The sequence below is a fragment of the Mesorhizobium helmanticense genome (assembly GCF_003034915.1).
GTDB classification, from domain to species: domain Bacteria; phylum Pseudomonadota; class Alphaproteobacteria; order Rhizobiales; family Rhizobiaceae; genus Mesorhizobium; species Mesorhizobium helmanticense.
In genome coordinates this window covers 124,258-136,674 of record NZ_PZJX01000006.1, presented here as the reverse complement: position 1 = coordinate 136,674, position 12,417 = coordinate 124,258, and the positions used below count along the sequence as shown (strand labels likewise).

The 12,417-nt window shown below is 63.1% G+C and carries 13 protein-coding genes; 5 read left to right on the top strand and 8 right to left on the bottom strand.

Translation table 11 applies throughout. The features are described from left to right. Positions 1–2: 2 nt before the first annotated feature. The 6 genes from aat to C9427_RS04000 form a co-directional block, all read right to left on the bottom strand. Entirely contained in the window at positions 3–620 is a 618-nt protein-coding gene (gene aat / locus C9427_RS04025) for a leucyl/phenylalanyl-tRNA--protein transferase (RefSeq protein WP_107647898.1), read from the bottom strand. Positions 621–646: 26 nt separating this feature from the next. Next, positions 647–1,990 carry an acetyl-CoA carboxylase biotin carboxylase subunit gene (gene accC / locus C9427_RS04020; protein ID WP_097577241.1) on the bottom strand — a complete coding sequence of 448 codons (1,344 nt, stop codon included), beginning with the start codon at positions 1,988–1,990 and terminating at the stop codon, positions 647–649. 19 nt (positions 1,991–2,009) lie between these two features. Further along, positions 2,010–2,471 (bottom strand): acetyl-CoA carboxylase biotin carboxyl carrier protein, encoded by a 462-nt coding sequence (accB, locus tag C9427_RS04015; RefSeq protein ID WP_107647930.1) that lies wholly within the window; start codon positions 2,469–2,471, stop codon positions 2,010–2,012. Positions 2,472–2,497: 26 nt separating this feature from the next. Next, positions 2,498–2,932 carry a type II 3-dehydroquinate dehydratase gene (aroQ, locus tag C9427_RS04010; protein ID WP_107647897.1) on the bottom strand — a complete coding sequence of 145 codons (435 nt, stop codon included), beginning with the start codon at positions 2,930–2,932 and terminating at the stop codon, positions 2,498–2,500. Positions 2,933–3,075: 143 nt separating this feature from the next. Further along, on the bottom strand, positions 3,076–3,879 hold the full coding sequence (locus tag C9427_RS04005; RefSeq protein WP_097577248.1) for a DsbA family protein: 804 nt from the start codon (positions 3,877–3,879) through the stop codon (positions 3,076–3,078). An 85-nt stretch (positions 3,880–3,964) separates the two neighbouring features. Next, the gene (locus C9427_RS04000; protein ID WP_107647896.1) at positions 3,965–5,359 is read right to left on the bottom strand and encodes a M48 family metalloprotease; all 1,395 of its coding nucleotides are present in this window, start codon (positions 5,357–5,359) and stop codon (positions 3,965–3,967) included. A 144-nt stretch (positions 5,360–5,503) separates the two neighbouring features. On the opposite strand from C9427_RS04000, the gene C9427_RS03995 reads away from it, so the two are divergent. Beyond that, the gene (locus tag C9427_RS03995) at positions 5,504–6,652 is read left to right on the top strand and encodes a pyridoxal phosphate-dependent aminotransferase (protein WP_107647895.1); all 1,149 of its coding nucleotides are present in this window, start codon (positions 5,504–5,506) and stop codon (positions 6,650–6,652) included. An 11-nt stretch (positions 6,653–6,663) separates the two neighbouring features. Next, entirely contained in the window at positions 6,664–7,593 is a 930-nt protein-coding gene (locus C9427_RS03990) for a glutaminase (protein ID WP_107647894.1), read from the top strand. Positions 7,594–7,653: 60 nt separating this feature from the next. On the opposite strand, the gene rirA is transcribed toward C9427_RS03990, so the two are convergent. Further along, positions 7,654–8,115: an iron-responsive transcriptional regulator RirA gene (rirA, locus tag C9427_RS03985; RefSeq protein ID WP_097577247.1), complete on the bottom strand. Its 462-nt coding sequence runs from the start codon at positions 8,113–8,115 to the stop codon at positions 7,654–7,656. Positions 8,116–8,408: 293 nt separating this feature from the next. Here rirA and C9427_RS03980 point away from each other — a divergent pair, with 293 nt between their 5' ends. The 3 genes from C9427_RS03980 to C9427_RS03970 all read left to right on the top strand — a co-directional run bounded on the left by C9427_RS03980 (position 8,409) and on the right by C9427_RS03970 (position 10,912). Continuing rightward, positions 8,409–9,707: a DUF445 domain-containing protein gene (locus C9427_RS03980; RefSeq protein ID WP_107647893.1), complete on the top strand. Its 1,299-nt coding sequence runs from the start codon at positions 8,409–8,411 to the stop codon at positions 9,705–9,707. A 114-nt stretch (positions 9,708–9,821) separates the two neighbouring features. Beyond that, positions 9,822–10,250, top strand: coding sequence for a phasin family protein (locus C9427_RS03975; RefSeq protein ID WP_107647892.1), 429 nt, complete (start codon positions 9,822–9,824; stop codon positions 10,248–10,250). Positions 10,251–10,414: 164 nt separating this feature from the next. Next, entirely contained in the window at positions 10,415–10,912 is a 498-nt protein-coding gene (locus C9427_RS03970; RefSeq protein ID WP_107647891.1) for a MaoC family dehydratase, read from the top strand. Positions 10,913–10,933: 21 nt separating this feature from the next. Here the strand turns inward: C9427_RS03970 and C9427_RS03965 are convergent, their stop codons facing one another. Further along, complete coding sequence (locus C9427_RS03965) at positions 10,934–12,343, bottom strand: aminotransferase-like domain-containing protein (RefSeq protein WP_107647890.1); 1,410 nt, start codon at positions 12,341–12,343, stop codon at positions 10,934–10,936. Positions 12,344–12,417 lie beyond the last annotated feature (74 nt).

The window sequence follows — 12,417 nt, the reverse complement described above, 5'->3', positions numbered from 1 at the left end:
CGTCACGGATAAAACACCGCTTCGCCTTTCAGCGCCTCGGCCAGCATCTTTTCATACTTGCCGCGCGGCACGTCGACGGCGCCGAAGCGCTTGAGGTGCTCGGTGGTGAACTGCGTATCAAGCAGCGCGAAGCCGCGCTCCTTCAACCGCTCGACCAGGCGCACGAGGCAGGCCTTCGAGGCGTCCGTTTCCCTGGCGAACATGCTTTCGCCAAAGAACACCCGGCCAAGCGAGACGCCGTAGAGGCCGCCGACCAGCCGGTCCTCGCGCCAGGCCTCGACCGAATGGCAATGACCCATGCGATGGAGCTCGACATAGGCTTCGCGGATCGGCGCATTGATCCAGGTCGAGCGGCGCTCATCGCGCTTCTCGGCGCAGCCGTCGATCGTCGCCTCGAAATCGAAATCGAAACGGATGTCGAACAGGTTTTTCCGCAGCGTCTTGCCCAGGCTTTTGGGCGTATGGAACCCGTCGAGCGGGATGATGCCGCGTGTCTCCGGCCGCACCCAGAACACTTCCGGGTCGCTGGCGCTTTCGGCCATCGGAAAAACGCCCGAGGCATAGGCCTTGAGCAGAAGATCTGTCGGGATGCGATAGCCTGGCGCGTAGGGACGGGTCATCGCGTCATCATACTAGAAGTTGATGGCTATTCCTCTTTGGCCAGGTATTTTTCCAGCCAGTGGATGTCGTAGTCGCCATTGGCGATGTCGGCGTTGCCGACAAGGTCACGGAAGAGCGGCAGCGTCGTCTTGATGCCATCGACGACGAACTCGTCGAGCGCGCGGCGCAGCCGCATCATGCATTCGACGCGGTTGCGGCCGTGCACGATCAGCTTGCCGATCAGGCTGTCGTAGTAGGGCGGGATCTTGTAGCCGGAATAAACGCCGGAATCGACGCGAATGCCGAGGCCGCCCGGCGTGTGGAAATGCGTGATCGTGCCCGGTGAGGGGGTGAAGGTGCGCGGATCCTCGGCATTGATGCGGCATTCGATGGCGTGGCCGTTGAACTTGATGTCCTCCTGCCGCACCGAAAGCCCGCCGCCCGAGGCGACGCGGATCTGCTCATGCACCAGGTCGATGCCGGTGATCGCCTCCGTCACCGGATGCTCGACCTGCAGGCGAGTGTTCATTTCGATGAAATAGAACTCGCCGTTCTCGTAGAGGAATTCGATGGTGCCGGCGCCGGAATAACCGAGATCGGCGATGGCCTTGGCGCAGACGCCTCCGATATGCGCGCGCTCCTCGGCATTGAGCGCCGGCGAGGGCGCTTCTTCCCAGACCTTCTGGTGGCGGCGTTGCAGCGAGCAGTCGCGCTCGCCGAAATGCACGCCGCGGCCAGCGCCGTCGCCGAACACCTGGACCTCGATGTGGCGCGGCTTTTCCAGATATTTCTCGATATAAACGGCGTCGTCGCCGAAGGCAGCACCGGCTTCCGAGCGGGCCGTCTGCAAGGCAATTTCAAGCTCGGCTTCGCTATGCGCCACCTTCATGCCGCGTCCGCCACCGCCGGCCGAAGCCTTGATGATCACGGGGTAGCCGATCTCGGCGGCGATGCGCCTGGCTTCCTTTTCCTCGGTGACCGCGCCGTCGGAGCCGGGCACGACCGGAATGCCAAGGCGTTTTGCCGTGCGCTTGGCCTCGATCTTGTCGCCCATGATGCGGATATGGTCGCCCGTCGGGCCGATGAAGGTGATGTTGTGCGCGGCGAGGATATCGGCGAACTTGGCATTTTCCGACAGAAAGCCGTAGCCCGGATGCACGGCATCGGCGCCGGTGATCTCGCAGGCCGCGACGATCTGGTGGATGTTGAGATAGCTGTCGCGCGACGGCGGCGGGCCGATGCAGACGCTCTCGTCGGCGAGCCTGACATGCATGGCGTCGGCGTCGGCGGTCGAATGCACCACCACGGTCTGGATGCCGAGCTCCTTGCAGGCGCGCAGCACCCTCAGGGCAATTTCGCCGCGATTGGCGATGAGGATTTTCTGGAACATGTCTCGCCTGTTCCCGGCTCTACTCGATCACGACGAGCGGCATGCCATATTCGACCGGCTGCGCATCCTCGAACAGGATCGCCGTCACCGTGCCGCCGCGAGGCGAGGGGATCTGGTTCATCGTCTTCATCGCCTCGATGATCAGCAGCGTCTGGCCTTCCTTGACCGTCTGGCCGACCTCGATGAACGGCTTGGCGTCGGGTGACGGCGCCAGATAGGCGGTGCCGACCATCGGCGAAGCGACCGCGTTCTTTGATATTTCGGCTGCCGCCGGCCCGGCCGCGGCGGCCGCGGGCTGGGCCGCCGCCGGCGCATAAGCGGGCTGCGGCGCGGCGATCGCATGCACGGCCGGCGCCTGTCGCGACACGCGCACCTTCAAGTCGCCCAGCTCGACCTCGATCTCGGTGAGGTTGGTGTCGTTCAGTATGCCCGCCAGATCGCGGATCAGCTGCTGGTCAACACCGGTCTTCTTTATCGACATTTTCGAGCCTTCTGTTTGTTGGCCGGTCATAGGCGTGCGGCCAGCGCCTGCAGCGCCAGCGTGTAGCCGAGTGGCCCGAACCCGCAGATCATGCCGACGGCGACCGGCGAGACCATTGAGACGTGGCGGAATGGTTCCCGCGCGTGGATGTTGGAAAGATGAACTTCGGCGACGGGCAGTGGCGCCACGGCGCGTATCGCGTCGTGAATGGCAATCGAGGTGTGGCTGTAGGCGCCCGGATTGATGACGATGCCGGCAGCCTTGTCGCCGGCTTCCTGGATCCAGTCGACGAGATCGCCCTCGTGGTTCGACTGGCGGAAATCGATATCGAGCCCCAACGCCGCGCCCGCCTGCTTGCAGTCTTCGGCGATCGCGGCAAGCGTCTTGCCGCCATAGATGCCCGGCTCGCGCTTGCCGAGCGCGTTGAGGTTGGGACCGTTCAGGACGAAAACAGTTTTCAAGAATGCCGACCTTTCCCGGCACCGGCCTCAAGCCGGCGCACTGGGCCTCTATAATGGGCTTAGACGCCTGCGAAAAGAGCGCAAGTGCGTTCTTTCGCTGTCCACAACAGGCGGGAAACGGCCTGTGGCGAAACCAGTGCCGATCAGAGCGCGGCCTTGGCCGCTTCGATCTTCTCCGCCAGTACTTCCTGGCCGAGCGCCCCGAACACCACCTCGTTGCCGACCACGTAGGAGGGCGTTCCGGTGATGGCCAGCTTGTTGGCAAGGTCGAAGGTCTTGGAGAAGGCCTCGGTGATGGACGGATCCTTCATCTTCTCGCGCAATGTCGCTTCGTCGGCACCGAGCGAAAGCGCCACCTTGATGGCCGTGGCCTCGGTGGCGCGCCCCTGGCCGCCGAGCAGTGCGTTGTGGAACTCGCCATATTTCTCCGGATGCATCAGATGGAACGCCATCGAGACGACACTTGCCTTTTGCGAATCCGGGCCGAGGATCGGGAATTCCTTGAGCACGAAGCGCAGGTCCGGATCGGCTTTCGTCAGAGCCTGCATGTCCTCGATGGCGCGTTTGCAGAAGCCGCAATTGTAATCGTAGAACTCGACGATGGTGACCTTGCCGTTCGGGTTGCCGACGACGCCGTCGAAGGCCGAGTTGAAGATCTGGTCCTTGGCATTGGTGATGACGCCGAGACTGGCGATCCGCTGCTCTTCCTTCTGCTTGGCCTCAAGCGCGTCCTGGACCTCCAGCAGCACTTCCGGGTTCTTCAGGAGATAGTCGCGGATGATGCCCTCGACTTCCGCGCGGTCGATCTTGCTATCGCCGGACACCGCCTGGGCGAGTTGAGCTGTATCGGCCTTTGCCGCCTGCGGATTTCCGGCCACGAATCCGAAAGCCAGCATGGCGAGAGCAACCGCCACTCCCGTAGTGCCGAGCAGAATTGCCTTGTTCATCATCCGTAATCCTCTTGCCTGGTTTTCGGCCCGATTGGTCTGACCTGACCGGCCTGACTATATGTCGCCGCGGTTGCCGGAAGGTTCACTTTTTCTTGCCTGGTGGCGCGTAGTTTATGATGTCCTGCGCGCGAAGCCAGCCCGGCTCGCCGCGCTTCAACTTTTGTTGCGCGCGCATGGCGAAGATCTTGGCATTCCTGTAGTCGCCGGAATAGAAATGGCCTTCAGCGGTGGCAAGATCGGCGGCCGGGATTTTGCCGAGCTCGCCATTGGCCTGCGCCAGATAGCGGTAGCCGGCGACGTTTTCGCGATCGCGCCCGAGGCCCTTGTTGATCTGCACCACCGCCTTCTCCAGCGAATCAGGCGTGCCGATGGCCATCAGCGCCTGCCCGTAGGAAACCAGCAGCAGTCCCGATCGCACCGGGTCGAGGCTGACCGCCTTGGCATAGGCCTGCGAAGCATCCTTCGGCTTGTTCGCCTTCATCAGGATGTCGCCGCGCAATTCCTGGAAATAGGGGTTTTTCGGCTGCGCCTTGATCAATGCATTGGTCTTGCTAAGCGCGGCAGCCAGATTGCCATAGAGATAGGTCGTCTGCGCAAGGCCATATTGCGAGGCCAGGCTGCCCGGATTCTTGCGCATCAGCCGCACCGCGGCGGCCTGGCCTCCCATATAGGCGGCGATCTTGATGCGCATCATGTCATGCCGCTGCTGCAGCGCCGGCGGGTCTACCTTGTCGACATAGGGGCTCTGCTTCACCAGGACTTCGAGATTGGCGATACGCTCGCGTGGCATCGGATGGCTGATCCTGTAGGGATCGACCTGCGCGCCCGACAGCGACAGCGCGCTCTGGAACCGGCCGAACGTCTTCAGCATGCCCATGCCAGACTGGCCGGTGGCGTTGAGATAGGTGATTGCCGAGCGGTCGGCGGTCATCTCTTCGGAGCGCTGATAGGCAAGGACGCTGCGCTGTGCCATCTCCCCACCGCCCGCAGCGACGCCCATGCCGGCGCCGGCCAGGCCACGGCTGTTGGTCGTGGCGCCGGCGACGATGGCGCCGGCGCCAAGCAGCGTTGCGATGATGGCCATCGTCTTGGCGCGTTCGAGTTGCTCGCGCAATTTCTGCTGGTGACCGCCGGCGATGTGCCCGGCCTCATGGGCAATGACACCGATGATCTCATTAGGCGTTTCCGCTTCCATCAAGGCGCCTGTGTTGATGAACAGACGGCGCCCGGCGACGAACGCGTTGAAGCTCTGATCGTTGACCAGGACGATGTCGATGGCATCGTTTGACAGGCCCGCCGCCTTGAAGATCGGCCGCGCATAGTCGCGCACCAGGGCTTCGATCTCGGCGTCGCGCACCACCGGCACGTTTTGCGCGAAGGCATTGACCGAGCCGGCGACAGTGACCATCACGGCAAGCCAAAGCGTCGCGAAAACGCGCGCTGCCCTGGCAATCGTCAATCTGGGTCGGCTCAACATGGCAGGTCCACTGGTAGACGAGCGGGCGAAGGATGAAAAGTCGGCACCGAAAACTTACTGAACTTGTGATCCTCACATCAATCGGGCATTTGTGCGGCGCGGCCGCCAGGGCCGGCGGCTTCGGACGGCAGGATGTGAGGTCAAATGGTTGTTTCGCTTTCACGCCGCGGCGAGGTCGAGCCGTTCCACGCCATGGACATTCTGGCGGAGGCGAATCGGCTGAAGGCCTCCGGCATTCCGGTCGTTTCCATGGCTGTCGGCCAGCCGTCCGACCCGGCGCCGGCCGGGGTCAGGCAAGCGGCTGCCCACGCCTTGAAGATGGGGCTCATCGGCTATACCGATGCACTGGGCCTGGCCGGCCTGCGTAAGGCAATCGCCGAGCACTATGGCGATCACTATGGGCTCGATGTCCCGCCCAGCCGGATCGCCGTCACCACCGGATCGTCGGCAGCCTTCAACCTCGCCTTCCTGGCAATGTTCGATCCGGGCGACCGCGTCGCCATTGCAGCCCCTGGCTACCCGGCCTATCGCAACATCATGGCGGCGCTCGGCATCGAGATCGTCGAGATCGAGCTTGACGGCGCCGCCTATCTCCATGCTGGGCATCTGGAAGCCGCGCACCGCCAAAAGCCGCTGAAGGGCGTTCTGTTCGCCAGTCCGGCCAACCCGACCGGTGCGGTTATCCCTGCCGCCGAGCTGTCGGCACTGATCAAGACCGCGCAAGAGCTGGGCATCGCCGTGATCTCCGACGAGATTTATCATCGGCTGGCCTATACCGCGCCCGACACGACGGCGCTTGCCCGCAGCCCGGATGTGACGGTGATCAACTCCTTTTCGAAATACTATTGCATGACTGGTTGGCGCATCGGCTGGATGGTGCTCCCCGAAGAGCTGGTGCGACCCGTCGAGCGCATCGCCCAGAGCCTTTACATCTCGCCGCCCGAGCTTTCCCAGATCGCGGCGATAGAAGCGTTCAAGGCAACCGGGGAATTGGAAGTGGTGAAGGCGCGCTATGCGGGCAATCGCGAGCTTCTGATGCAGCGCCTGCCGGAGCTCGGCTTCGCGCTGGCGGCGCCGATGGACGGCGCCTTCTATGCCTTTTGCGATGTCACCAGGCATACCAACGACAGCATGGTTTTCGCGCGCCGGATGCTGGCCGAGGCGCATGTCGCGGCGACGCCCGGCCGCGATTTCGATCCACTCCAGGGCCATCGAACCATGCGCTTTTCCTATGCCGGCAGCTATGATGACATGCTCGAGGCGCTGGCGCGCATCGAGCGCTGGCTGAAGTAGCGAGGACGCCAATGCCGGAACTCGAACAGGCTTTGGCCGAAGTCGCCGCCGAGATGGCGGAGCGGACGGATAGGGGCGAGGTCGCCACCTACATTCCGCAGCTCGGCAAGGTCGATCCGAAGAATTTCGGCATCGCCGCCGTGACCAATGACGGTCGCGTGCTCATGGCGGGCGACGCCGATGAGCCGTTTTCCATCCAGAGCATTTCCAAGGTGTTCACGCTGACGCTGGCGCTCGGCAATGTCGGCGATGCGCTCTGGCAGCGCGTCGGGCGCGAGCCATCGGGCAATCCGTTCAACTCGATCGTCCAGCTCGAGCATGAGAACGGCATTCCGCGCAATCCGTTCATCAATGCCGGCGCCATCGTCATTTCCGACATTCTGCTCGCAGGCCACCAGCCGCGCGAGGCGATCGGCGAGATCCTGCGCTTCATCCAGTTCCTGGCCGATGACGACACTGTCATCATCGACCGCGAGGTCGCGGCCTCCGAGCGTGCCACCGGCTACCGCAATTTTGCGCTTGCCAACTACATGAAATCCTTCGGCAATCTCCATCATGCGCCCGAGCTGGCGCTCGGCGTCTATTTCCATCACTGCGCCATCGCCATGAGCTGCCGGCAGCTGGCGCTGGCCGGCCGCTTCCTCGCCAATGGCGGCAAGAATCCGGCAACCGGCCATTCCGTCGTGTCGGCCGAACGCGCCCGCCGCATCGGCGCGATGATGCTGACCTGTGGCCACTATGACGGCTCGGGCGACTTTGCTTTCCGCGTCGGTATCCCGGGCAAGAGCGGCGTCGGCGGTGGCATATTGGGCATCGTGCCGGGCGTCGCCTCGCTTGCCGTGTGGTCACCGGGCCTCAACGCCAACGGCAATTCCAGGCTGGGCTCGATCGCGTTGGAGAAACTGGCCCGGATGATGAACTGGTCGATTTTCGCGCCATAGTCGGCTGCGGCGGTCGTGAGCGATTCTGTTGGGAGGGTGCCGATGGTCGGCCAACCAGAATCAGGCGGCCGGCGCCCGCTGTTCCAGCATGTCAATACCGAGCAGGTGTCGCACATTCGGCCGTGCCGCCACCATGTCGGCGATCGTATAGCGCGCAAGCACAGCGAAGAAGGCGTTGAGCGCCTCGCGCAGCGCCGAATTCAGCGCGCAACTGTCGATCAGCGGGCATTCGGCGGCATCGTTTTCGAAGCATTCGGCCATGGCGAAGCTTTCTTCCGTCACCCGCACCACGTCGAACAGGTTGATCTGCTCGGCTGGGCGCCCAAGCCTGACGCCACCGTTCCTGCCGCGCACTGTCTCGACCAGGCCATGCTCGACCAGCGGCTGCAGGATCTTGAACAGAAAAAGCTCGGATACCGAATAGGCGGCGGCAATCTCGGGGATGCGGCTCAGCCGATCGGTGTTCGCGGCGCAATACATCAAGATGCGCATGGCGTAGTTGGTCTGGCGTGTCAGGCGCATTTTGTCCTCGCGAAGCAGTGGCTTGACCCCAAAACGCGTCGAGTCAAACGAGCGACGCGCTTCGGGCCCTTGTCTTTGTCCATGCTGTCGTCCCCAATCGCTGGCGCGGTTTTGGGCGACATCAGTGAATATGGCCTATACCTTGGAATAATTCCAGACAAGCACGGCTTAATAGTTGAATATTATCGTCAACTTTGTGTGCGGTCGCGCAAACCGGGCTGGGATGAAATGTGGCGCGCATTCGGCTGGGCGGGTTACTAAGTAAGTCCGCGAGATCCATCAGGAGCGGTTCCATGTCACAACCAGCCTCGGCTTTGGCGCCCGTCGCCCGGTTCGACGCCGATGCGGTCGCCAAGCTTTCGGCGCTCCGGCGCACTAAATTCCTCGCTACGGCAGCGCTTGCGCTCTGCGTACTCATCTTTGCGGTGGCCAAGTCGTTCGAGGGCCGCTTTGCCTGGCTTGGTTTCGTCGCCGCCTTTGCCGAGGCCGCGACGATCGGCGGGCTGGCCGACTGGTATGCGGTGGTGGCGCTGTTCAAGCGCCCGCTCGGCCTGCCGATCCCGCACACCGCTATCATTCCGGAGAATCAGAACCGCATTGCCGACAATCTCGGCCGGTTCATCGAGGTCAATTTCCTGGCGCCGGAGCCGGTGCGCGAAAAGCTCGCCGAGGTCGACTTTTCCGCGCTCGTCGCCGACTGGCTGTCGGACGCCGACCGCGCGGCCGGCCTGTCGCGGTTCGTCGGCCGTCTGGTGCCGCAGACGTTGGCGGCAATCGAACAGTCCGGCCTGCGCGGTTTCGTCACCAGCCGTATGCTGGAGCAGGTCGAAAAGGTGCCGCTGGCGCCGCTCGCCGCCGAATTGCTGTCGGCGCTGACCGACGACCGCCGCCATCAGAAACTGTTCGACGAATTCACCAAGGTCGTCGGCCGGTTCCTGAGCGATGAAGAGGCATTGGCGACGATGCGCGAGAAGATCCGCGAGGAATTGCCGTCGCTGTTCAACCTTTTTCGCGCCGATGCGTATCTCCTGAAGAAGATCGTCGCCTCAGCCGGATCGCTGCTCGACGAGGTCAGGGCCAATCCCGATCACCCGATGCGCGCCGAATTCGACCGCTTCGTGGAAAGCTTCATCGAGCGGCTGAGGACATCCAGGCAATATGCCAGGCGGGCCGAGAAATTGAAGCGCGATTTCCTTGCTCGGCCGGAACTCAAGGCGCTGGCCGGCGACATGTGGGAAAGTCTGCGCCTGTTCATCGAGCAGGACGCCAAGGCGGAGAACTCGATGATCCGCGCCCATCTGGCCAACATGTTTGTCGAGGTCGGCCGCCATCTTGCCGGCGATTCGCAGATCAGGGCCGACATGAACCAGGGCTTCGTCGTGGCGCTGTCCTCTTTCGTCGAAAGCCAGAAGAGCGGCGTGTCGAAATTCATCGCCGACCAGGTCAAGCGCTGGGATCTTGCCCAGCTCACCAGGCTGATCGAGATGAACATCGGCAGGGACCTGCAATATATCCGCTTCAACGGCATGGTCATCGGCGGCCTTGCCGGTGTCGTGCTCTATACGGCGGAGCTGCTGTTTCTCGTCAACTGAGGCGCCGCGTACGGCTCTGAAACGTTCATTGCCCGTCCGAATGGACCGCGAAGCTCCGGTGCTCTATTCTCTTCTTCGGGTGCCGCATTCGCGGCAACAGGGGAGAGAACCATCATGGCAAAGCAACCCGATTCCGACTCCTTCATGGACATGTTCGGCAGGTTCGGCCGCGACCTCAAGTTGCCGAACGTCGATGTCGAGGCGATCCTCAGCCATCACCGCAAGAACCTCGAAGCCCTGGAAAAGTCGGCCAGGGCCAGTGCCGCCGGAGCGCAGTCGCTTATGTCCAGGCAGCGCGTGATGCTGCAGGACACGCTGCGCGAGGTCACCGACATGGCGCAGAGTTACAGGGCGCCGGGCAATCCGCAGGAGTTGATGACGAAACAAACGGAGTTCGCCAGGAAATCCTTCGAAACCGCGCTGAAGAATGCCGGCGAGGTCGCCGAGCTGGTCAAGAAGTCCGGCGCCGAATCGGTCGAGATCCTGCGCGATCGCATCAAGGAAGCGATAGCGGAGATCCGCGCCGGCTACGAGAAGAAGTAATCGACCGCTGTCGGTCGAGCCGGTTCTCCTGGCTGGGCAAACCGCTTCCGGTTCGTGGAGCACGGTGACTCGGGCCGAATAGGCGGAACGGAATCGCACAGAGCGAATTGACAGAGGCGGCCGGTTCGTGGTCCGGAGGCAGGCCAGCGATCGGGAAAGCAGGAATGACGCAAATACGGCCGAGGACGCCGCCGACCTATGAGCAGCTCAGGACCATGGCCGGGCAGGAACTTGGCGTGTCCGACTGGACGACGGTCGACCAGAATCGCATCGACCAGTTTGCCGAATGCACGGGCGACCACCAGTGGATCCATGTCGATCCGGAACGGGCAAGGCGGCAAAGCCCGTTCCGCACCACCATCGCGCATGGCTATCTGACGCTGTCGATCATCGGCGCGCTGGCGCTCGACATGGGCATCGTGCCGGAAAACACGCAAGCCGCCTTCAACTACGGCTTCGACAGAGTGCGTTTCCTGTCGCCTGTCCGGGTCGGCGCCCGGATCAGGCTGCGCACGACGCTCCTGTCGATGGAAGACAGGGGACCTGGCCAGTACCTGATGAAGGCGGCCAACACTGTCGAGATCGAAGGCGAGCAGAAGCCGGCGCTGACGGCCGAAACGCTGGTCATGCTGTATGAGCGACGGAGGCGGGCAGGGGCGTGAGGCAGCACCAGGCCCGGGCCGTCAGTCACGACGCGCCATCGCCTCTTCAAGCACTCTGAAAATCCGCTCATCGCCCGTTTGCGCTACGTTGAAGCGCATGAAGCGGCTTGCCGATCGAGACAGGCTGAACGCATTGCCGGGCGCCAGAACGATATTGGCGGACAGGGCGCGGCGAGCGATATCGGCGGCATCCATGCCCTCCGGCAGGCTGCACCATAGGAACATGCCTGCCGGCTGGTCTATCCATGGGGTGATGCCGATGGCTCTCAGGCGGGCGCTCGTGTCGACCATGGCGCGCGACAGCCGCGCCCGCAACAAATCCATATGCTTGCGATAGAGACCGTCCCTGAGCAACGTCAGCACCAGTTCGGCCGCCAGTCGCCCGCCGCCGAAGGTTGTGGCGATCTTGAGATCGGTCAAACCCTCCACCCAGCGCCGCGGCGCGGCGATGAAACCGCAGCGTATCGAGGCTGAAAGCGTCTTTGAGAAGCTACCGATATGAATGACCCGATTGAGGCCGTCGAACGCCGCCAGCCTGGCGGCGGGGGTGTGCTCGAAATCGGCAAAGATATCGTCTTCGATGATGGTCAGGTCCGACTGCTCGGCGAGCTTGAGCAAGCGGTGCGCGGTGACCGGCGACAGAATGGCGCCTGTTGGATTGTGCAGGGCGGAATTGGTGATGTAGAGGCGCGGTCGGTGCTCGGCCAGCGCCTGCGCGAACTCTGCGATATCCGGTCCCGAAGGGGTGTAGGGGACGCTGACGACCTTGGCCCTGTGCGCGCGCAACAGCGCGTGGAAGTTGAAGTAGCAGGGGTCGTCGACCAGTACCGGGTCACCGGGTTCGATAAGGAAGCGGCAAAGCAGATCGATGGCCTGCGTTCCCGATTCCGTCAGCACGATCTGGTCGGGAGAGGCCTCGATGCCGTGCCCGGCCATGCGCCGAGAAAGCAGGTGACGCAACGCCGGCAATCCGAGTGGGGTGCCATAATCAGTCAGGGAGACATTGTCGGCTCGCGCCAGCGTCCGTAGCGCCCGGCGCAGGCCAGCCTCAGGCATCCACGAGGCCGGCAGCCAGCCGCAACCTGGCTTCAGCACGTCCTCGCCCGCCTCCAGGGACTGGCGCGAAACCCAGAGCGGATCGACGGCACGGTCGAGCCGGGGGCCGATCTCGGCCAATGACAAAGGCGCAATTGGTCCGGCGGCATAATAACCCGAACCCGGCCGCGAACGGATATCCCCCTCGGCGGCAAGACGCTCGTAGGCGTCGACCACGGTGGATTTGGAGACCTGCATGGTCTTGGCAAAGGCGCGGATCGACGGCAACCGTGCTCCCGGTGTCAGGATCCGTGCGGCGATCCTGTGCCTGATCGTTGCCATGACGCTTTCGACAAGCGTCCCGTTGCCTTGGCTTTCCGCCGTCAGTTCATCCATCTGTACTGCTCGCTAGACCATAACAGTTTCTTCGAATTGTACTGCATTGTCTCTGGTGGTGCCACATGTCTTGG